We start from the raw sequence: 18,713 nt of genomic DNA, 5'->3' as shown, positions 1-18,713 counted from the left end.
GAACTCGGCGCTCGGAGTAGACGATCGTTCGCGGGGTGGGTGCAAGGTATTCCGGCCCCGTACCCATGTACCTCATCTGCTTCAGCCGGCCGGGCGTCATCCCGGGGATCAGTCCGCAGACTTCCGCTGCGGTCATGTAACGGTCGGGCACTTGCGTCGTCGCTCCCATGCGACACCTCCTGCTCCTGAGGGACACAACTTGCGTCTAGAAAAACACTAGCACGGGAGAACCCAACCTGTGCACCACAGACACACCGCGTGTCCCAGAGACGCTAGAGTTGCCGTTATGACCCAACGCCCCTCGCACGACATCGGTGCTCGAGTTGCCCGCTACCGGAAGATGGCCGGCCTCAGTGCACGCGAGCTAAGCGACAAAGTTGGTGGCGAGATGTCCCGCGGGGTGATCGCGAACATCGAGAGCGGACGCAAAACGGACGTGACGGTCGATCAGCTGATGGCCCTTGCCTGGGCCTTGGATGTGCCTCCAGTCGCTCTCGCATTGCCTGTCGAACAGCCCAATCGGATGGTCGCAGTGGTCAAGAGCGAGAGCACGACCGAGGCCCTTCGCTCCAGCTCACTCGTCAACTGGTTCCTCGCCAAGCCGAACTCGTCGCCTCTCGGCGATGCAGCTGGCCCGGGCCGGGGATATGCGCAGGCGCTGTTGCGCACTGTTGAGGAGTACCGGATCGTCGAGAACCTCGTGCGACGACGCCAGGCACAGTTTGAGCAGGGTGACGCAAGTCAGGCTGCCGTCGAGGATGCCCGCGCTGATCGCGATCGTGTGTATCGCGAGTTGCGGGATCTCGGGGTCGACCTCACCGAGTACAGCATCGACGAGTGACCTGATGGGGAGTATCGCGCCGTATGAGACGGCGAAGGGCAAGCGCTACCGGGTTCGCTACCGCACGCCGGAGCGCAAGCAGACCGACAAGCGAGGCTTTCGGACAAAGCGCGACGCTGAGCTGTTCCTGGCGTCAGTCGAGGTGTCGAAGGCTCGGGGCGAGTTCGTACGCCCGGAGGACGCACGCGAGACGATCGGCGTGCTCGGCCCCGTCTGGCTCGCCAACCAGACGCACCTCAAGCCGTCGTCCTTCCGTCCGCTCGAGATCGCATGGCGTCTGCACGTCGAGCCGGTATGGGGCAAGGCGAGAGTGTCCGACGTGAAGCACAGCGCCGTGCAGACTTGGGTGACGTCGATGAACACGGCGAGCGCGACGACCGTGATCCGCAACTACGGGGTGCTCGCCAGCATCCTCGACACCGCAGTGAAGGACCGCCGCATCCTGAGCAACCCGGCGCGTGACGTGAACCTCCCGCGCAAGAAGCGGAAGGAGCACGTCTACCTCACGCACGAGCAGGTGTCTGACCTCGCGCTCGCGGCCGGCGAACGGTCGACGCTTGTCCTCGTGCTCGCCTACACCGGGCTGCGCTGGGGTGAAGCGGTCGGCCTCCGAGTCAAGGACGTCGACTTCACCCGACGACGGCTCAACGTAACGGTGAACGCGGTGGAGGTGGCGAACGTCATCACGGTCGGGACGCCTAAGACGCACAAGCGGCGCTCCGTGCCGTTCCCCGCACTGTTGGCACCAGCCCTACGCGAGCGCTGCGAGGGGAAAGACGGCGACGCACTCGTGTTCGCGACGAAGCACGGCACTCACGAGCGGCGCTGGCACAACGACCACGGCTGGTTCCCCGCGGCCGTGAAAAAGGCCGGGATCCCGTCGACGACCCCGCATGGACTCCGGCATACCGCTGCGAGCCTGGCGGTGAGCGCCGGCGCGAACGTGAAGGCCGTGCAGCGGATGCTCGGTCACGCCTCTGCGGCGATGACTCTCGACGTGTACGCCGACCTGTTCGAAGACGACCTGGACATCGTTGCGGGCCGCCTCGATGACGGGCTCGCGCAGACAGTTGTGGGCAAGATGTGGGCAGACGCCTCCCGGGACGAAGACGAGGCCCGCTAGATCCGCCTGCTGCTGCGGATCAACGGACCTCGGTTGTGGCGGAGGGTGTGGGATTCGAACCCACGAGACATCTCTGCCCACCTGTTTTCAAGACAGGCTCCATCGGCCGCTCGGACAACCCTCCAGCGACGCGACCACGTGGCGAGACGTGATCGCGTCCCGGGAAGTCTACCGGGCTAGCGCGGCAGGGAGTCGAGTGCAGCCGCCAGACCGTCGTCGGTGACGCCGCCCGTGAGCTCGTTGCCCGCGTCCACGACGTCCTCGGGTGCCTGCCCCATGACGACGCCGCGCCCCGAGGTCGAGGCCCACCGGAGCATGTCGATGTCGTTCCGACCGTCCCCCGCCGCGAACACGCGGGACCGCGGGATGTCGAGCCACTCACGGACCCGTTCCATCGCGGTCGCTTTCGTCACGCCCTCGGGTGCGATGTCGAGCCACGACGTCCAGCCCACCGAGTACGAGACCTTGTGCAGCCCCATCCGCTCGACGATCTGCAGGAAGTCCTCGGTGTCGTGGCCGGGCGAGATGACGACGACACGGGTCGCCTCGACGCCGAGCAGCCGTTCGAACGGGACGTGCTCGCCGGCGACGGTCATCGTGTCGTCGGGGAAGTTGCCGGAGAGCAGGAAGTGGCCGGTCTGGTCCTCGACGCCGAACGCGGCGTTCTCGAGGGCGCCGTGGATCGTCCGGAGGACCTCGCTCGGGTCGAACTGCTCGACGTGCACCCGCTCGTAGGAACCGTCCGACCGGCGTCCCAGGGTCAGCGCGCCGTTCGCGCAGACGAGGTACTTCGGCTGGATGCCGAGCGTGTCGAGCAGCGGGACGGTCATGCCCTCGCTGCGACCGGTGCTGAGCATGACCTCGTGCCCGGCTGCCTCGGCATCGCGGAGCGCGGCGATCACGGTGTCGGTGACGACACCGTCCTCGCGCATGGTGGTGCCGTCGATGTCGAGCGCCACCAACCAGCGCTTCGTCCGGGCCGGCGCACCCGCACCGGCCGAACCGTCGACGAACCGACCCTGCGTGCTCATCGGGGTTCGATCACCTCGATGCCGCCCAGGTAGGGACGGAGGACCTCGGGCACGACGACCGAGCCGTCGGCCTGCTGGTGCGTCTCGAGGATCGCGACGATCCACCGGGTGGTCGCGAGGGTGCCGTTCAGGGTCGCGACCGGCGCGGTCTTCCCGCTCTCGGTGCGGTACCGGATGTCGAGGCGCCGAGCCTGGAACGTCGTGCAGTTCGACGTCGACGTGAGCTCGCGGAAGGTGCCCTGCGTCGGGACCCACGCCTCGATGTCGTACTTGCGCGCCGCACTCGTGCCGAGGTCGCCACCGGCCACGTCGATCACGCGGTAGTGCAGCCCGAGGTCCTGCAGCATCTGCTCCTGGTACCCGACGAGCTTGGCGTGCTCGGCCTCGGCCTGGTCCGGGTGGACGTAGGCGAACATCTCGAGCTTGTTGAACTGGTGCACGCGCAGGATGCCGCGGTTGTCCTTGCCCGCCGACCCCGCCTCGCGCCGGTAGCAGGTCGACCAGCCGGCGTACCGCAGGCCGTCGCCACCGTTGAAGGAGAGGATCTCGTCGGCGTGGAACCCGGCGAGGGCGACCTCGCTCGTGCCGGTCAGGTAGAGGTCGTCCGCCTCGAGCCGGTAGACCTCGGCCGCGTGCTCGCCGAGGAAGCCCGTGCCGGCCATGGTCTCGGGGCGCACGAGCGTCGGGGTGATGAGCGGCTCGAAGCCGGCGGCGATCGCACGGTCGAGGCCGAGCGACATCAGGGCGATCTCGAGCCGTGCACCGAGGCCGCGCAGGAAGTAGAACCGCGAGCCGGAGACCTTCACGCCGCGCGGGATGTCGATGATGCCGAGGTGCTCGCCGAGGTCGGCGTGGTCCTTCGGCTCGAAGTCGAACTCCGGCTTCGTGCCGACGGTGCGGAGCGTGACGAAGTCGTCCTCGCCGCCCTTCGGCACGTCGGGCAGGACGACGTTCGGGATGCTCCGGACCACCGCGTTGAAGGACTCCTCGGCCGCGGTGACGGTCGCCTGCGCTTCCTTCACCTTCGCGGCGAGCGCCTGGGCCTGCTGCACGAGCGCGGCCTTCTCGTCCTTCGGGGCCTTCGCGACGGTCTTGCCGAAGGCGTTCTGCTCGGCCCGGAGGGACTCGAACGAGGTGATCGCGCTCCGCCGTGCCGCGTCCGCGGCGACGGCCTCGTCGACGACGGCGACGGAGGCGCCGCGCGCCTCCTGCGAGGCCTTGATGACGTCCGGGTTGTCACGCAGCAGCTGGGGATCGATCACCGCACCATCCTAAAGGGGCGCAGTTGCGGACGGACTGGAGGCGCGGTGCGGGCCCGACCCGCGCCTCCAGGCTTCGATCGGTACCGTTGGTGCATGTCGACCCCTTCGGAGACCGCGCCCGCGGACCAGGACGCCCTCCAGACCGAGCAGCGGACGGCCGCGGTGGTCTACAACCCGGTCAAGGTCCACCTGCCGACCCTCAAGCGCACCGTCGAGAAGCACCAGCAGGAGGCCGGCTGGGCCGAGACCCTCTGGTTCGAGACGACGGAGGAGGACCCGGGCGGCGGCATGGCCCGCGCCGCACTCGAAGCCGGCGCCGACGTCGTCGCCGCCGCGGGTGGGGACGGCACCGTCCGCGCCGTGGCCGAGGTGGTGCACGGGTCCGACGCCTCGCTGGCGCTGCTGCCGAGCGGCACGGGAAACCTGCTCGCGCGGAACATGAAGTTGCCGCTGGACGACCTCGGCGGGATGGCCAAGGCGATCTTCACCGGGCACGACCGTTCGATCGACTTCGGACTGCTCGGTGTCGAGCGCCCCGACGGCTCCCGCGACCGGTTCGGCTTCGTCGTGATGGCCGGCCTCGGGCTCGACGCCCGCATGCTCGCGAACACGCGCCCCGAGCTGAAGAAGCGCGTCGGGTGGCTCGCCTACCTCGACTCGCTGTTCCGCTCCGTCCGTGACACCGACGGCTTCGAGTTCAAGTACCGGCTCGACGAGTCGGCGCGCAACGGCTCGGTCCGGGCGCACTCGGTCATCGTCGGCAACTGCGGCATGCTCCAGGCCAACGCCATGCTCCTGCCCGATGCCGAGATCGACGACGGGGTGTTCGACATCGTCGTGATGCGGCCTCGCGGGTTCTTCGGCTGGGTGCGCATCGCGGCCCGGGTGTTCTGGGAGAACGGGATCCTGCGGTGGTTCCGCCGGTCGGCCCTGTCCGACACCGTGATCGGCCGCCGGATCACCACGGCCGCGAAGCAGGAGCGCCCGCTGCGGTACCTGCGCGGCGAGGAGTTCACGCTACGCCTGGCGAAGCCGGACGAGTTCGAGATCGACGGCGACCCGGTGGGCGAGATCGTGGCGTTCCGCGCGAAGATCGACCCGGGCTCGCTGGACGTGCGGATCCCCGCGGTCGAGCCGGCGACGGGCCGCGGCCGCCGGCGGTAGCCGCGGGCGCGCGCGGGCGCGCCGCGCGCGCAGCGCAGCGCGCAGCGCAGCGCAGCGCGCAGCGCTCAGCGCGCCTCGGGCTCGCCCGACACGATCGCGCGCAGCCAGTCGCGCGCCTCGACGAACGCGACGTCCGAGTAGCGCGCGGGCACCTCGGGCCGGACCCCGTCGGCCCGCGGGTACGACCCGAGGAACGTCACGCGCGGGCTGAACCGCCGCAGGCCGAGCAGTGCGTCCGCCACGCGCTCGTCCCGCACGTGCCCGTCGAGGTCGATGACGAACCGGTAGCGCCCGAGCTCGTCGCCGATCGGCCGCGAGGACAGCAACCCCATGTTGATGCCCCGCGTCGCGAACTGCTCGAGCATGTCGACCAGGGCGCCGGGGTGGTCGGCGGGCAGTTCGACGATGACGCTGGTCTTGTCGGCCCCGGTCGGCTCGGGCAGCGCCAGGGTCTTCGACACGAGCACGAACCGGGTGACCGCCGAGGCGTTGTCCCCGATGGACGAGGCCAGGACCTCGAGCGCGTAGTGGTCGGTGATCCCCGGGGGTGCGACCGCGGCGTCGGCGGTGGGGTGCTCGTCGAGCAGGGCTGCTGCGGCCGCCACGTTCGAGGACGCCGGGATGTGCCCGTGGCCGCGGACGTTCGCCTCGAGCCAGTTGTGGGTCTGGGCGTAGGCCACGGGGTGCGCGTTCACGGTGCGGACGTCGGCGAGCGCGGTGCCGGGGCGGGCGACGAGCACGAAGTCGACGGGGACGAGGTACTCCCCCACGATGCGCACGCCGGGGATCCGGGCGAGGGCGTCCTGCGTCGCACTGACCCCGCCGTCGACGCTGTTCTCGATCGCGATGACGGCACCGATGGACCGGCCGCTGACGACGTCGTCGAGGGCCTCGCCGACGTTGTTCACGCTCCGCCAGGGCTTGCCGGCCGCCGCGTCCACGAGCTTGAGCGCGGCCTCGGTGAAGGTCCCTGCGGGTCCGAGGTAGGAGTACGTGTCGGACGGCGCGGCGGACTCGGTCATGCGGCGAGCCTATTGCAACGCCCACGGCCCACAGGCGTGCGTGACGGTGGCGTCAGTCGGTCGCCGTGCCGGTCAGCCGGGCCTCGCAGATGGCGGGCTCGTCGTCGTCGCGCGGGTAGGTCAGGGCGGCGAACCGCCCCTCGGGGTCGAGCCGGCTGAGGAGCGCCGCGGCGATGCCGTCGAGCTGCCCGACCTGCTCGTCGCTCAGCGCGTCGATCACCACGCGACGGGCGGTCCGGACGTGGTCGGGCGCCGCGTCGACGATGGTCGCGTAGCCGGCGTCGGTCAGCCGGACGTCGGTCGCGCGCCGGTCGTCGGTCGAGGGACAGCGCGCCACGAGGCCGCGCTTCTCGAGCCGGGACACCACGTGGGACAGCCGCGGCAGCGAGGCGTTCGTCGCCGAGGCGAGCGCCGACATCCGGAGCGTCCGGGAGTCGGTCTCGGAGAGCATCGCGATGACCATGTAGTCGAAGTGCGTCAGGTCGGCGTCGCGCTGGAGCTGCTGGTCGAGCGCGGCCGGCAGGAGCTCCATGACCGCGACGAGCTTCATCCACGCGCGCAGCTGGTCGCGGGTGAGCCACGGGGTGTCGTCGGTCATGCGTCGAGTCTACCGAAAGGTTGTCGGTTCAACCAGTACTCGCGCGAACGCGTGCCGGACGACGTGCGGCGACCACGAGCACCGCCACGACGACGAGCAGCAGGACCCCCTCGACGAGGAGCAGCCGCGCGCCGTAGTCGAACGGCAGCACCGTCGGGTTCTTCTGCCCGTGCGCCTTCGCCGCGATCTCCGGCAGGACCACGAGCGCGAGGACGCTCCCGAGCACGACGACCGCCTGCACGACGACGAGCGCCCAGGCCCGCAGCGTCCGCCCGGTCCGGCGGAGCAGGAGCCCCACTCCGACGACGAACGGCGACAGGATCGCGTCGTGCAGGATCACGGCCCCGAGGAGCCAGGTCGCCAGCCCCCAGATCCGGTTCGGTCGGACCGTCGTCACGAGGACGTACGCCCCGAACGCGATGACGAGCACCCCGACCACGACGAGCACGATGCGTGCGGCCCTCATGCGATCACCTCGATCTTCTCGATCCACTTGGTCTGCAGCACACCGGGTCGTCCGGGAGCGATGATCCGCGCCGGGAACCCGTGGTCGAGGTCGAGTGTCGCGCCGTTCAGCTCGAGCGCGACGAGCGTCGTCGGGTCCTCGGCGTACTCGGGGCCCATGTCCATGATGCGGTAGCCGCCGTGCCGCTCGAGGCTCGTCACCCGCACGTGCGACCCCGGCGCCGCCTGCACGGCGCCGAGCAGGTCGCGCATCCGCACGCCCTTCCAGGTCGCCATCTGGCTCCAGCCCTCGACGCAGGAGATCGGGAGCTCGGCCTCGGCGGTGCCGAGCGCCACGAGCTCGGCACGCGAGAAGGTGCGGACCACGTCGTGCCCGACGACGGTCAGGGACCAGTCGGCGGCGGTGGCGGTGGCGAGCACACCGGCGGCACGAGCCGTGCGGTTTACCGGCAGGTCGTTCGGCCCGCGGTGCCGCTGTCGGGCGCCGAACACGTTGAACGGCTCGGCGAGCGTGCTCGACTGTCCGGCGGTCAACGCCACGACACCGACCGTCGCGGCGGTCACACCGGCGAAGAACCCGCGTCGGGCGATCCGCTCACGTCGGCCGTCGGTCGCCTCCGGCGTGGCCCTGGAGGCGCGGCTCGCCTCCGCCGCACCGTCCTGCGGCACGCCGAGACTCGGCTCTGCGGACGCCGCTCGGGTCGTGGACGCCGAGTCCGGTCCGCCGGGACGAGTCTCGGCAGCGTCCGCCGGGACGGCCGGGACGGCCGGGACGCCATCGACCCAGCGGAGCACGCGGCCGGTGATGCCGCGGGGGTAGGACGCGACCGCCTGCGGTGCCGGAGCCGACGTGGCGGGGTCGACCCGTGCCTCCTGGGACGGCGAGAGCAACTCGCTCCCCGCGGCCGGGTCGACCACGAACCGGCCGTGCTCGTCGTACGAGTCCCGCTTCCGCCAGTACCGGCTGATCAGCCGGAGCTTCACGCCGATGTGCAGCACGAGCGACCCGATGAGCACGTACGCGAGCGCGTTGTGGACCTGCTTGAACGGGAACGGCCACGGGTACCACTGGTACGTGTTGAGCAGGCCCGTCGTCACCTGCACGATCGCCGACGCCACGAACACCGCGATGGACAGCCGCTCGAGCAGGTGCAGCGGCCCACGCACCGGCGGGGTCTGCACGAGTGCCGGCATGACCGTGTTGAGCTTCGCGAGCAGCAGCGGGATGATCGCGATCCCCGCGGTGATGTGCACGCCCTGCGTGAACTGGTAGAGCTGCGCGGGACGGGTCGGGAACCGCATCCACGGCAGCGGCTGCTGCAGGAAGTAGCTGTAGACGCCGGTCGCGAAGCAGACCAGGAACGCCACCCCGAGCAACCGCCCCAGGACGACCGCCGTCCGCGCGTTCCGGTTCGGCGACGCCATCGCGGATCGTGCATCCAGGAGCAGCCCGCGGACCATGGATAGCCTCGTCGCACCATGAGTGAACGACTTCGCCCCGGCCGACTCCTGCCGACCGTGCTGGCCGTGGTCGGCGTGCTCGCTCTGTCGGGCGTCATCGCCTTCGGCGTCACGCATCTGGGGTTCCTCCGGTCCGGTCATCGTTCCCCATTCGTTGCGTGGACCCTGATCGCTTGGACGGTGTTCGCGCTCGCGGTGCTCGCGCTGCGGTTCGTCCCGGCGAAGTGGATGACGTGGCTCGTGGTCGGCGGTGGCCTGGTGGTCGGGCTCGCCGCCATCGCCGGGCCGCCGAACACCAGTACCGACTCTGCTCGCTACGCCTGGGACGGCATCGTGCAGCACGCCGGGATCTCGCCGTACGCGCACACGCCGCAGTCGACCGCGTTGTCCGGTCTGCGCCCCGACTGGCTCTTCCCCGACAAGGTCGACGGCACGTGCAAGCCGCTCGAACCCCGGTTCCGCGGGCTCGGCGACGGCGCGGACGGGCACTGCGTCGCGATCAACCGCCCGGACGTCGTGACGATCTACCCGCCGATGGCCCAGCTCTGGTTCGCGGCGGTGCGGGCGTTCGTGCCGGCCACCGCGCAGTACATGCCGTTCCAGGTCGCGGGGCTGCTCCTGTCACTCGGCGTCACCGTGGGCCTGGTCGTCGTGCTCCGCAAGCTCGGACGACCGACGTGGTGGGCCGCACTGTGGGCCTGGTCCCCACTCGTCGCGTCCGAGGCCGTCACCAACTCGCACGTCGACGCCCTCGGCGCGGCCCTGGCCACCGCCGGCGCCGTGCTCGTCGCCTTCGGCCGCCCGATCTGGGGCGGGATCGCCCTCGGCGCCGCGACCGCGACGAAGCTCATCCCCGCGCTCGTGTACCCGCCACTGCTCGGTCGGTGGCGGAACTGGTGGGCGATCCCGGTCGGCATCGCGGTGTTCGGGCTGCTCTACGTGCCGTACGTGCTGACGACGGGCCTCGACGTCCTCGGGTACCTGCCCGGGTACCTGTCGGAAGAGGGCTACGAGGACGGCTCCCGGTTCGCCCTGGTCTCGCTCGCCTTCCACGGCGACGCGGCGACGCTCGTGGTCGGGCTGCTCGTCCTGCTGGCGGCGTTCGTGGCGTGGCGGCTGTCCGACCCCGCGCGGCCGTGGTCCGGCGAGGTCCTCCTCATCGGCGTGACGTTCCTCGCGGTGAGCCCGCGCTACCCCTGGTACGCGCTGCTCCTCATCCCCTTCGTGGTGCTCTCCGGGCGCTGGGAGTGGCTGTCGATCGGGCTCGCCATCGCCCTGCGCGGCGTCTGGCCGTCGGCGGACGCGTACCGCTGGTGGCTCGCCGCCGCGGTCGTCGTCGTCATCGTGGTCACGCTGGTGCGCACCCGGCGGTCCGACTGGGAGCGCTGGGGGCGCCGGCTCGCCTTCCGGGAACGAGCGCTCGCGATGTCATCAGGTGGAGGACCCGCCGACCCCGTACGCTGACGCACATGGCACCCGCGACCATGCTCGGCTCGACCGGCGGCCTGCTCGACCGGTTCGGGCGGCGCGCGGTCGACCTGCGCGTGTCGCTCACCGAGCGCTGCAACCTCCGCTGCACCTACTGCATGCCGGCGGCCGGGCTGCCGTTCGCCCCCGACGACGCACTCATGACCGCGGCCGAGATCGAGCGGCTCGTCCGGCTCGCGACCGACCGCTTCGGCGTGCGCAAGGTCCGCTTCACCGGCGGTGAGCCGATGCTCCGCCACGACCTCGTCGACGTGATCGCCCGGTGCGCCGCGCTCCCCGACGCCCCGGAGCTGTCGCTCACCACGAACGCGATCGGGCTCGCCCACCGCGCAGCCGCCCTGTACGACGCCGGCCTCCGACGCGTGAACGTGTCGCTCGACACCGTCGACCCGGACGTCTTCACCACCGTCACCCGGCGCCCGTTCCTCGACAAGGTCATCGCCGGGCTCGAGGCCGCACGGGCAGCGGGGCTCGCGATCAAGGTCAACGCGGTGCTGCTGCGCGGCGTGAACGACCACCTGGCGCCGGACCTCATGCGGTGGTGCCTCGACCGCGGCTACGAGCTCCGGTTCATCGAGCAGATGCCGCTCGACCCCGACCACGCCTGGGACCGCACGTCGATGGTGACCGCGGCCGAGACCCGGGCGATGCTGTCCGAGTCGTTCGCCCTGGTGCCGGACGAGGCGCCCCGCGACGGCGCCCCGGCGGAGCGTTTCCGGGTGCTCGCACGGACGGCCGACGGCGGCGTCGGTGCGGAGCTCGGCACGATCGGCATCATCGCGAGCATCACCGAGTCGTTCTGCGCCGACTGCACCCGCACCCGTCTGACGGCCGACGGCAACGTCCGCAGCTGCCTCTTCTCGGACGACGAGACCGACGTGCTCGGCCCGATGCGCAAGGGCGCCTCCGACGACGAGGTCGCCGAGCTCTGGCGCCTGGCGATGTGGGCGAAGCCCCGCGACCACGGCGACGACAGCGACGACCTGGTGCACCCCACGCGGGGCATGAGCGCGATCGGCGGATGACGGTGACGACGATCCGGTTCTTCGCCGCGGCACGGGCAGCGGTGGGCGTGGACGACGTCGCCGTGCGGGCAGCGACGCTCGACGAGGCCCTGCGGTCGGTGACCGCGGACGACCCCGATCGGTGGCGGGCACTGCAGGAGCGCTGCTCGTACCTCGTCGACGGGGTGACCACGCGCGATCGAGCGACCGGGCTCGACGGCGTGGCGGTCGTCGACGTCATGCCGCCCTTCGCCGGCGGCTGAGCCCGGCAGCCGAGTCCGGCAGCTGAGCACCGCGACCGTGTCCGGCTCAGTCCGGCGTGGGTCCGCCCGGCCGGTAGACCGCCAGTTCGTCCGCCGGGACCGCGATCCGTACGGCGTCCCCCGGCGCGAGCCCCAGCGCCGCAGCCACCGCGACCGTGACGTCCGCCACGAGGTCGCCGGCCCGCACCCGGACGAGCCCGTCCCGCGGTTCGAGTCCGGTCACCCGGCGCTCCGGCCCGGCACCGTCGCGCGTCACGACCGCGGCCGTCGGGTGGTAGACGGCGAGGGCGGACGAGCCAGGAGGCGCGGTGCCGGTCGACGACGCGAGCGCACCCCCGCCATCGAGGGCGATCCCACCCCGGGTGGCGGAGCCGCGCAGGAGCGTCAGGCCCGAGAAGGACGCCGCGAACGCGCTGGTCGGACGCCCGAGGACGACGGCGGTCGGCCCCTGCTCGGCGACCCGGCCGCTCTCGAGCACGACGATGCGGTCCGCGAGGGTGACGGCCTCGAGCGGGTCGTGCGTGACGAGGACCGTCGGTCGACCGGTCCGGGCGGTCCCGAGTGCGGAGCGGACCTCGGCCCGGGCGTCGACGTCGAGCGCCGAGGTGGGCTCGTCGAGCAGCAGGAGCGCCGGCTCGGTGGCGAGGGCCCGGGCGATCGCCACGCGCTGGGCCTGCCCTCCCGAGAGCGTCCCCGGTGCGCGGTCCGCCAGACCGGCCACGCCGACGGCGGCGAGGGCCGCGTCGGAGCGGAGCCGCGCCTCCTGGCCCCCGGAACCGGCCGCGCGCGGTCCGTAGCCGACGTTGCGAGCGACCGACAGGTGGGGGAAGAGGTTCGCGCGCTGGGCGACGAGCCCGACCCCGCGGCGGTGCGCTCGGACGCCCGTGAGGTCGCGGTCGCCGAGCAGGACCGATCCGGACCGGATGCGCAGCAGTCCGGCGAGGGCCTCGACGACCGTGGACTTGCCCGCGCCGTTCGGCCCGACCAGCGCGACGCACTCGTCCGGTGCGACGTCGAGGTGGACGTCGACGCCGCGGTCGGGGACGACGACGTGGGCGCGGAGGCCGCTGAGCGCCGGACGCTCGCGGCTCATGCGAGTGCCGTCCGGGTGCGGAGCGCGGAGGCACCGATGACCACCAGCGCGACGACGACCAGCACGAGCGCCAGCGCGACCGCGGTGTCCGGGTCGATCTCGCGCTGCAGGTAGATCTCGAGGGGCAGCGTCCGGGTGACGCCCTGCAGGCTGCCGGCGAACGTGAGGGTCGCGCCGAACTCCCCGAGGGCACGGGCGAAGCAGAGGACGAGGCCGGCCAGGATGCCCGGGAGCACCCGCGGTGTCGTCACGGTCAGGAACGTCCGGGTCGGGGACGCGCCGAGCGTCGCGGCGACCCGTTCGAACCGGTCGCCGCCGACGCGCAGCGCACCCTCGATCGAGGACACCAGGAACGGCATCGCGACGAAGGTCTGCGCGATCACGACCGCGGCCGTGGTGAAGGCGATCCGGAGACCGTGGTCGTCGAGCCACGCCCCGACGACGCCGAGTCGACCGAACGCCGCGAGGAGGGCCAGTCCCCCGACGACCGGCGGCAGCACGAGCGGCAGCAGGACCAGGGCGCGTGCGGCCCCGATCCACCGCGACGTGGACCGGGCGAACAGGACGGCGAGCGGGTAGCCGAGCACGAAGGCGATGCCCGTCGCGGCGGCAGCGGTCCCGAGGCTCAGTCCGAGGGCGGTGAGCGACGCGGGCGACGTGACGAGTGCGCCGAACGACCCCCAGTCGACGCGGCCGACCATCGCCAGGACCGGGACCACCACGAACAGGCCGCCGAGGACCGCCGGGACCGGCAGCCACCACGGCACCGGGGTGCGGACGGACGGGCTCGCCCGGGGTGTTCGGTCAGTGTGGTCGGGCACGGCTCAGGGGGCTCCGAAGCCGGCGTCGGCGAGCACCTTCTGGCCGGCGTCGGAACGCACGTACGCCGTGAACGCCGCCGCGAGGTCGGGGTTCGACGCGTCCTTCAGGACACCGATCGGGTAGGTGTTGACGGCCTTCGACGCCGCGTCGAACCGGACGCCGTCGACCTTGCCGCCGGCACCCTCGACGTCGGTCACGTAGACGAGTCCCGCGTCCGCCTGGCCGGACTCGACCTTGCCGAGGACGTCGGTCACCGACTGCTCCTCGCTGACCGGCTGCAGGTCGACACCGGTGGCCTGCTCGACCTTCGCGGTCGCGGCACCGCACGGCACCGGGGTGGCGCAGGTGACGAGCTGCACGTCCGAGGCGGTCAGGTCGTCGAGGTCCTTGATTCCCTTCGGGTTGCCGGGAGCCACGGCGATCTCGAGGACGTTCGTGGCGAAGTCCCGCGGCGAACCGGCGGCGATGTCGGTCTTCACGAGCTTGTCCATGTTCGCCTCGTCGGCGGACGCGAACACGTCGGCGGGGGCGCCGTTCTGGATCTGGGTGACGAGGTCGCTCGACCCGGCGAACGAGAAGGTGATCGTGGTCCCCGGGTGGGCGGCCTCGTACTGCTCGCCGAGGGTCGTGAACGTCTTCTGGAGCGACGCCGCAGCGAAGACGGTGATCTTCCCGGTCGGGGCCGCGGCCGTGCTGCTCGCGCTGGTGCTCGGGGCGGTGGCGTCCGTCGTGCCGGCCGTGCCAGCCGTGCCGGCCGTGCCAGCCGTGTCGGCCGTGCTGCAGCCGGCGAGGCCGACGGCGACGAGGGCGGTCGCGGCGATCAAGAAGGCGGCGTTCCGCACGTGCGTCGTCATTGCTCGATCGTATCCGCATCTGCGGTCAGCGTGGGCCGGATCGTCGGCAGGCCCTCTCGGTCCCAGGCCTGGATGCCCCCGTCGAGGACCGTCGCGTCACGGCCTGCGGCACGCGCTGCGCGTGCCCAGGCGGTCGCGCGGACGCCGCTGGCGCACACCACGACGACGGGTCGGTCGTCGTCTGCGGCGAGGTCGTCCGGCGGGAGGCTGCCGGCGACGATCCCGGTGGCGCGTTCCGCCGGGGTGCGGACGTCGACGAGGACGGGTCCGCCGCTGCCGCCGGCGGTCCGGTCGAGTCGGGCGGCGAGTGCCGCCGGGGCGATCCGGGGCGGGGCCTCGTCCACCGAGGGGGCCGGACGCCGGGAGCCCGGGCCGCGTCGCAGCGTGCTCTCGGTCCAGCGCCACCGTCGCGCGTCGACCGTGAGCACCCGGCCGGTCAACGGCTCCCCGATGCCGGCGACGAGCGCGGTCACCTGGGCCGCCATCACCGAGCCGACGGCGCCGCACAGCGCGGGCAGCACGCCGTCGAGCGCGCAGGACCCCTCGTCCGGCAGGGCGTCCGGGTGCAGGTCGTGGAAGTCGATCGGCTCCGGCCCGGCGTCGTGGAACACGGACACCTGCCCGTCGGTGCCGAGGACCGTGCCCCACACGAACGGCACCCCGGCCGTGGAGCAGGCGTCCGAGATCGCCCGGGTGACCTCGACGCTGTCCGCGGCGTCGACGACCACGTCGTGGCCCGCGACGTGGTCGGCGTGGAACGGCTCGGCGAGTGCGACGACCTCGAGCTCCGGGTCGACACCACGCACCCGCTCGGCCGCGCACTCGGCCTTGGGTCGCCCGACGTCCGCCGCGGCGAAGAGCGTCTGCCGTGCCAGGTTGGACGTGTCGACGACGTCGTGGTCGACGATGGTGACGCGGCGGAGCCCCGACCCGGCCAGGTACGTGAGCACGGGCGCGCCGAGGCCACCGGCACCGATGACGAGGACACTCGCCTCGGACAGCGCCCGGACGGCCCGGTCCCCCGCGCCCTGGAGCGCCGCGGTCCGGGACAGCAACCGACGGCGGTCGTCGCTCGTGTGCCGGTCGTCGGTCATGCGTCGGTCGGTTCCGCCGGCACCTCGACCGACACCATCGTCGCCTTGACCGATGCGACGGCGACCGTCCCGACCTCGAGCCCGAGGTCGCGGACGGCCTCGGCGCTCATGAGCGACACGACCCGGTGCGGGCCGCTCTGCAGCTCCACCTGCGCCATCACGCCGTCGACCACGAGGTCGGTGACGATCCCGACGAACCGGTTGCGCGCCGAGCTCTTCGTCCCCGACGGGTCGTCGAGCTGCCCGCCGGTGCCGCGGATGTGCGCCGCGAGTTCCCGCCCGTCCACGACGGTCCGTCCGGAGGGGTCCGTCCCCCGCGTGAAGGTCCCGGCGTCGACCATCCGCCGGACGGTGTCGTCGCTGACGCCGAGGTACCGCGCGGCGTCGCGGATGCGGAGCTTCGTCATGGTCCTCCGCACGATACCGGTATGTGGAACTCTCAGTCTGGGCTGCGGGGACGCCGGGCACCTGCCCAGCCGCCGCGGATACCGTCCTCACCGTGACTGCACCACGGACCGGCACCATCAGCATCCCCCGAACGTCGGGGATCGCGCCGGTTCGTGCCCGCTCCCGCTCCTGGTTCCGCGGCCTCGTGTCGAGCATCGGCACCGCCGTCGTCCGTACGCCCGAGTTGACGGTCGGCGCGTTCGGCGTGATCGTCTGCGCCGCCTTCGCCTGGGTCCCGTCGCTCTGGTACGACGAGGCCGCGACGGTCACGAGCGCCCAGCGGACCTGGCCGCAGCTCTGGGCCGAGCTGCACAGCGTCGACGCCGTGCACGGGCTCTACTACTCGCTGATGCACGTCTGGTTCTGGCTCGTCGGGTACACACCGTTCACGCTGCGGTTCCCGAGCGCCCTGGCCATCGGCGTGGCGGCGGGGCTCCTCGTCGCGCTCGGGCGCCGGCTCGGCGGACTCCGCCTCGGCATCACCGCCGGGCTCGTGTTCCTCGCGCTGCCCCGCGTGCAGTGGGCCGGGTCCGAAGGTCGGCCGTATGCCACGATCACGACCCTGGCCGTCTGCCTCACCCTCGTCGGCCTGACCGCGGTCCGCCGCACCCGAACAGGTCGCAGCCTGCACTGGTGGGCGGCCTACGGAGCACTCGCACTCGTCTCGGTGACCTTCAACGTCTACCTCTCGCTCGCAGTCGTCGCGCACGCCGTGACCCTGCTGTGGACGCTGGTCGCCCGCCGCGCTGCCGTCCGTCGCGCCACGGTGTCCCGCCGCGGCCACGACCTGGGTCCGGCGCTCGTGACGCGCGGGGTCCTGGTCCGCTGGGCCGTCGCAGCCGCCTTCGCCGCCGTGGCCGTCTCGCCGCTCGTCGTCGAGGTCGCCTCGCAGTCGAAGCAGGTCGCGTGGATCGCCGGCATCGGCGAACGCACGGGCGTGCAGGTGTTCGCCACGGCCTGGTTCGGCGGCGTCGACGTGTACGCGGCGGGCGCGTGGGCGCTCATGCTCGTCGGCACGGTGTTCGCCCTCGTCGAGGCGCACCGGCGCTCCGCCACGGTCCGGTCGCTCGTCCGGGCGCAGGCGGTCCGCGTCGCCGTGCCCCTCGTCGTCATCCCGACGGCCGCGCTCGTGCTCGCCACGGCGATGGGGAAGCACCTGTACTCCCCGAAGTACGCCACCCTCAGCCTGCCGTTCGTCGCGCTGCTCATCGCCCTCGCCCTGACGCTGGTCCGGCCGAAGGCACTGCTCGCCGCAGTCGTGGCCGCCGTCCTCGTGCTGTCGGTGCCGACGGCCGTGGCCGTGAAGGAGCCGCTCGCGAAGCAGGACTCGACCTGGGCCCGTGCCGCCTCGATCATCGCCGCCGAGCGGAGCACGAACCGCGCCGACGCCGACGAGGGTGTCGTGTTCGGCAGCGTCTACGGGCACCCCGGCACCACCGCCGACGTCATCCGCGTCTCCTACCCGTCGGCGTTCGCGGGCATGACGGACCTCGGCGTGCGCAAGGTCGGAGCCGAGTCCGGCGTCCTGTGGAACCAGACCGGTGACCTCGAGACGACGATCCCGAGCCGCCTGGGCGACATCGACACGGTCTGGTTCGTCGGCGGGACGGTGAAGGCGCGCAACATCGAGCCCGAGACGGCCGCGGTGCTCGCGGAGCACGGGTTCACGGCGAAGGAGCACTGGAAGACCGGCACGGTCGTCATCACGGAGTACGTCCGGAACTGACCGGCCGACGGGGCTCGCTGTCAGTGCAGGACGCGGGCGCCGTGCACCGGTCCGGCGGCACGCACCGCGACCATGCCGGCGGCGCTGAGCTCGACCTGCACCTCGAGCGCGGCATCGCGGTCGGCGACGAGGAACGCCACCGTCGGCCCACTGCCCGACACCAGTCCGGCGAGGGCACCGGCCTTCTCACCGATCTCGAGCGTCGTCGCGAGCGCGGGCTGGAGGCGCATCGCCGGGGCCTGCAGGTCGTTGTGCAGGCAGTCCGCGAGCAGGTCGGGATCGCCGGCGCGGAGGGCCTGCAGCACGTTCGCCTCGACCACGGGCGTGGTGGGTGCCGGCGCGATGTCCGCACGGTACCGCTCCCGGTGTTCGTCGAGCGCCCGGTACACGGCGGGCGTCGAGAGGCCGGCGTCGCTCAGGGCGAGCACCCAGTGGAACTCGCCCTTGGCCAGCGCCGGGCTCAGCTCGTCGCCGCGCCCGGTCCCGACGGCGGTCCCGCCGGCGAAGGCGAAGGGCACGTCGGCGCCGAGCTGCGCGGCGAGACGCAGCAGTTCCTCACGCCCGAGCGCGGTCCCCCACAGCGTGTCGACGGCGAGCAGGGTCGCTGCGGCGTCGGCCGATCCACCGCCCATCCCACCGGCGACCGGGACCTGCTTGTCGATGGTGAGCCGGACGCCCCCGCGGTACCCGGCGGCGTCGGCCACGAGGCGCGCGGCCCGGATCGCGAGGTTCGACTCGTCGACCGGGACAGACCGGCTGTCGATCGGCCCGGTGAAGGTGACCGAGAAGTCGTCCGCCGGCTCGGCCGAGACGTCCTCGTACAACGAGACCGCCTGGTACGCCGTCGCCACGTCGTGGTAGCCGTCGTCCTGCAGGGCCCCCACCGACAGGTAGACGTTGATCTTCCCGGGGGCGCGCGTCCGCACACGGGTCGGTGCGGCCAGCGTGGTCATGC

Annotated in this window: 19 protein-coding genes and 1 tRNA gene; 7 read left to right on the top strand and 13 right to left on the bottom strand. The window is 72.2% G+C overall.

Features of this window, described 5'->3' with window-relative positions; genetic code table 11:
- Positions 1-286: 286 nt before the first annotated feature.
- Both ACIPKM_RS00940 and ACIPKM_RS00935 read left to right on the top strand, forming a co-directional pair.
- Positions 287-841, top strand: a complete 555-nt coding sequence (locus ACIPKM_RS00940; RefSeq protein WP_402735942.1) for a helix-turn-helix domain-containing protein — start codon at positions 287-289, stop codon at positions 839-841.
- A 4-nt stretch (positions 842-845) separates the two neighbouring features.
- Complete coding sequence (locus tag ACIPKM_RS00935) at positions 846-1,964, top strand: tyrosine-type recombinase/integrase (RefSeq protein WP_402735941.1); 1,119 nt, start codon at positions 846-848, stop codon at positions 1,962-1,964.
- Between the two features lie 36 nt (positions 1,965-2,000).
- On the opposite strand, the gene ACIPKM_RS00930 is transcribed toward ACIPKM_RS00935, so the two are convergent.
- The 3 genes from ACIPKM_RS00930 to serS form a co-directional block, all read right to left on the bottom strand.
- Positions 2,001-2,088: transfer RNA gene (locus ACIPKM_RS00930), tRNA-Ser, on the bottom strand.
- 52 nt (positions 2,089-2,140) lie between these two features.
- Complete coding sequence (locus ACIPKM_RS00925) at positions 2,141-2,995, bottom strand: HAD family hydrolase (protein WP_175473690.1); 855 nt, start codon at positions 2,993-2,995, stop codon at positions 2,141-2,143.
- Complete coding sequence (gene serS / locus ACIPKM_RS00920) at positions 2,992-4,257, bottom strand: serine--tRNA ligase (protein WP_402735940.1); 1,266 nt, start codon at positions 4,255-4,257, stop codon at positions 2,992-2,994. Before serS ends, ACIPKM_RS00925 begins: the two co-directional genes overlap by 4 nt.
- 93 nt (positions 4,258-4,350) lie before the next feature.
- Here serS and ACIPKM_RS00915 point away from each other — a divergent pair, with 93 nt between their 5' ends.
- Positions 4,351-5,421, top strand: a complete 1,071-nt coding sequence (locus tag ACIPKM_RS00915) for a diacylglycerol kinase family protein (protein ID WP_083403430.1) — start codon at positions 4,351-4,353, stop codon at positions 5,419-5,421.
- Positions 5,422-5,486: 65 nt separating this feature from the next.
- Here ACIPKM_RS00915 and pheA read toward each other — a convergent pair whose 3' ends face one another.
- Genes pheA through ACIPKM_RS00895 form a run of 4 tightly spaced genes read right to left on the bottom strand, consistent with a single transcriptional unit; the run spans position 5,487 to position 8,931 of the window.
- Positions 5,487-6,443, bottom strand: a complete 957-nt coding sequence (pheA, locus tag ACIPKM_RS00910) for a prephenate dehydratase (RefSeq protein ID WP_071296051.1) — start codon at positions 6,441-6,443, stop codon at positions 5,487-5,489.
- A 52-nt stretch (positions 6,444-6,495) separates the two neighbouring features.
- On the bottom strand, positions 6,496-7,041 hold the full coding sequence (locus ACIPKM_RS00905; protein ID WP_070418120.1) for a MarR family winged helix-turn-helix transcriptional regulator: 546 nt from the start codon (positions 7,039-7,041) through the stop codon (positions 6,496-6,498).
- A 28-nt stretch (positions 7,042-7,069) separates the two neighbouring features.
- Positions 7,070-7,507, bottom strand: coding sequence for a hypothetical protein (locus ACIPKM_RS00900; RefSeq protein WP_070418119.1), 438 nt, complete (start codon positions 7,505-7,507; stop codon positions 7,070-7,072).
- Positions 7,504-8,931: a molybdopterin-dependent oxidoreductase gene (locus ACIPKM_RS00895; RefSeq protein WP_402735939.1), complete on the bottom strand. Its 1,428-nt coding sequence runs from the start codon at positions 8,929-8,931 to the stop codon at positions 7,504-7,506. The genes ACIPKM_RS00900 and ACIPKM_RS00895 overlap by 4 nt, the downstream gene beginning before the upstream one ends.
- A 54-nt stretch (positions 8,932-8,985) precedes the next feature.
- Here ACIPKM_RS00895 and ACIPKM_RS00890 point away from each other — a divergent pair, with 54 nt between their 5' ends.
- From ACIPKM_RS00890 to ACIPKM_RS00880, 3 genes are read left to right on the top strand one after another with little or no spacing between them, the layout of a single operon-like run.
- Complete coding sequence (locus tag ACIPKM_RS00890) at positions 8,986-10,431, top strand: glycosyltransferase 87 family protein (protein WP_402735938.1); 1,446 nt, start codon at positions 8,986-8,988, stop codon at positions 10,429-10,431.
- A gap of 5 nt (positions 10,432-10,436) precedes the next feature.
- On the top strand, positions 10,437-11,480 hold the full coding sequence (moaA, locus tag ACIPKM_RS00885; protein ID WP_229087356.1) for a GTP 3',8-cyclase MoaA: 1,044 nt from the start codon (positions 10,437-10,439) through the stop codon (positions 11,478-11,480).
- Positions 11,477-11,722: a MoaD/ThiS family protein gene (locus ACIPKM_RS00880; RefSeq protein ID WP_229087358.1), complete on the top strand. Its 246-nt coding sequence runs from the start codon at positions 11,477-11,479 to the stop codon at positions 11,720-11,722. Before moaA ends, ACIPKM_RS00880 begins: the two co-directional genes overlap by 4 nt.
- 46 nt (positions 11,723-11,768) lie before the next feature.
- Here ACIPKM_RS00880 and ACIPKM_RS00875 read toward each other — a convergent pair whose 3' ends face one another.
- From ACIPKM_RS00875 to ACIPKM_RS00855, 5 genes are read right to left on the bottom strand one after another with little or no spacing between them, the layout of a single operon-like run.
- A complete protein-coding gene (locus tag ACIPKM_RS00875; protein WP_402735937.1) occupies positions 11,769-12,815 on the bottom strand; it encodes an ABC transporter ATP-binding protein in 1,047 nt (348 codons plus the stop codon).
- Positions 12,812-13,636 (bottom strand): ABC transporter permease, encoded by an 825-nt coding sequence (locus ACIPKM_RS00870; protein WP_070418114.1) that lies wholly within the window; start codon positions 13,634-13,636, stop codon positions 12,812-12,814. The genes ACIPKM_RS00875 and ACIPKM_RS00870 overlap by 4 nt, the downstream gene beginning before the upstream one ends.
- Before the next feature lie 3 nt (positions 13,637-13,639).
- Positions 13,640-14,491: a molybdate ABC transporter substrate-binding protein gene (modA, locus tag ACIPKM_RS00865; protein ID WP_402735936.1), complete on the bottom strand. Its 852-nt coding sequence runs from the start codon at positions 14,489-14,491 to the stop codon at positions 13,640-13,642.
- Entirely contained in the window at positions 14,488-15,585 is a 1,098-nt protein-coding gene (locus ACIPKM_RS00860; RefSeq protein ID WP_402735935.1) for a ThiF family adenylyltransferase, read from the bottom strand. Before ACIPKM_RS00860 ends, modA begins: the two co-directional genes overlap by 4 nt.
- Positions 15,582-15,992 carry a molybdopterin-binding protein gene (locus tag ACIPKM_RS00855; RefSeq protein ID WP_071296058.1) on the bottom strand — a complete coding sequence of 137 codons (411 nt, stop codon included), beginning with the start codon at positions 15,990-15,992 and terminating at the stop codon, positions 15,582-15,584. The genes ACIPKM_RS00860 and ACIPKM_RS00855 overlap by 4 nt, the downstream gene beginning before the upstream one ends.
- 92 nt (positions 15,993-16,084) lie before the next feature.
- Between ACIPKM_RS00855 and ACIPKM_RS00850 the strand changes: the two genes are divergently transcribed.
- On the top strand, positions 16,085-17,758 hold the full coding sequence (locus tag ACIPKM_RS00850) for a hypothetical protein (protein WP_402735934.1): 1,674 nt from the start codon (positions 16,085-16,087) through the stop codon (positions 17,756-17,758).
- A gap of 20 nt (positions 17,759-17,778) precedes the next feature.
- Here ACIPKM_RS00850 and ACIPKM_RS00845 read toward each other — a convergent pair whose 3' ends face one another.
- Positions 17,779-18,711, bottom strand: coding sequence for a 4-(cytidine 5'-diphospho)-2-C-methyl-D-erythritol kinase (locus ACIPKM_RS00845; RefSeq protein WP_309886123.1), 933 nt, complete (start codon positions 18,709-18,711; stop codon positions 17,779-17,781).
- Positions 18,712-18,713 lie beyond the last annotated feature (2 nt).

Source organism: Curtobacterium sp. NPDC086286, from assembly GCF_044746255.1.
GTDB lineage: Bacteria > Actinomycetota > Actinomycetes > Actinomycetales > Microbacteriaceae > Curtobacterium.
Note: the sequence above shows the minus strand (reverse complement) of the source record. Positions and strands in the feature narration are given on the sequence as shown.

What these genes read in the sequence shown, in the direction of transcription:
- ACIPKM_RS00940 (WP_402735942.1), top strand. Translation starts at nt 287, where the DNA reads ATGACCCAACGCCCCTCGCACGACATCGGTGCTCGAGTTGCCCGCTAC.
- ACIPKM_RS00935 (WP_402735941.1), top strand. Translation starts at nt 846, where the DNA reads ATGGGGAGTATCGCGCCGTATGAGACGGCGAAGGGCAAGCGCTACCGG.
- ACIPKM_RS00925 (WP_175473690.1), bottom strand. Translation starts at nt 2,995, where the DNA reads ATGAGCACGCAGGGTCGGTTCGTCGACGGTTCGGCCGGTGCGGGTGCG.
- ACIPKM_RS00915 (WP_083403430.1), top strand. Translation starts at nt 4,351, where the DNA reads ATGTCGACCCCTTCGGAGACCGCGCCCGCGGACCAGGACGCCCTCCAG.
- pheA (WP_071296051.1), bottom strand. Translation starts at nt 6,443, where the DNA reads ATGACCGAGTCCGCCGCGCCGTCCGACACGTACTCCTACCTCGGACCC.
- ACIPKM_RS00905 (WP_070418120.1), bottom strand. Translation starts at nt 7,041, where the DNA reads ATGACCGACGACACCCCGTGGCTCACCCGCGACCAGCTGCGCGCGTGG.
- ACIPKM_RS00900 (WP_070418119.1), bottom strand. Translation starts at nt 7,507, where the DNA reads ATGAGGGCCGCACGCATCGTGCTCGTCGTGGTCGGGGTGCTCGTCATC.
- ACIPKM_RS00895 (WP_402735939.1), bottom strand. Translation starts at nt 8,931, where the DNA reads ATGGCGTCGCCGAACCGGAACGCGCGGACGGCGGTCGTCCTGGGGCGG.
- ACIPKM_RS00890 (WP_402735938.1), top strand. Translation starts at nt 8,986, where the DNA reads ATGAGTGAACGACTTCGCCCCGGCCGACTCCTGCCGACCGTGCTGGCC.
- moaA (WP_229087356.1), top strand. Translation starts at nt 10,437, where the DNA reads ATGGCACCCGCGACCATGCTCGGCTCGACCGGCGGCCTGCTCGACCGG.
- ACIPKM_RS00880 (WP_229087358.1), top strand. Translation starts at nt 11,477, where the DNA reads ATGACGGTGACGACGATCCGGTTCTTCGCCGCGGCACGGGCAGCGGTG.
- ACIPKM_RS00875 (WP_402735937.1), bottom strand. Translation starts at nt 12,815, where the DNA reads ATGAGCCGCGAGCGTCCGGCGCTCAGCGGCCTCCGCGCCCACGTCGTC.
- modA (WP_402735936.1), bottom strand. Translation starts at nt 14,491, where the DNA reads ATGACGACGCACGTGCGGAACGCCGCCTTCTTGATCGCCGCGACCGCC.
- ACIPKM_RS00860 (WP_402735935.1), bottom strand. Translation starts at nt 15,585, where the DNA reads ATGACCGACGACCGGCACACGAGCGACGACCGCCGTCGGTTGCTGTCC.
- ACIPKM_RS00855 (WP_071296058.1), bottom strand. Translation starts at nt 15,992, where the DNA reads ATGACGAAGCTCCGCATCCGCGACGCCGCGCGGTACCTCGGCGTCAGC.
- ACIPKM_RS00845 (WP_309886123.1), bottom strand. Translation starts at nt 18,711, where the DNA reads ATGACCACGCTGGCCGCACCGACCCGTGTGCGGACGCGCGCCCCCGGG.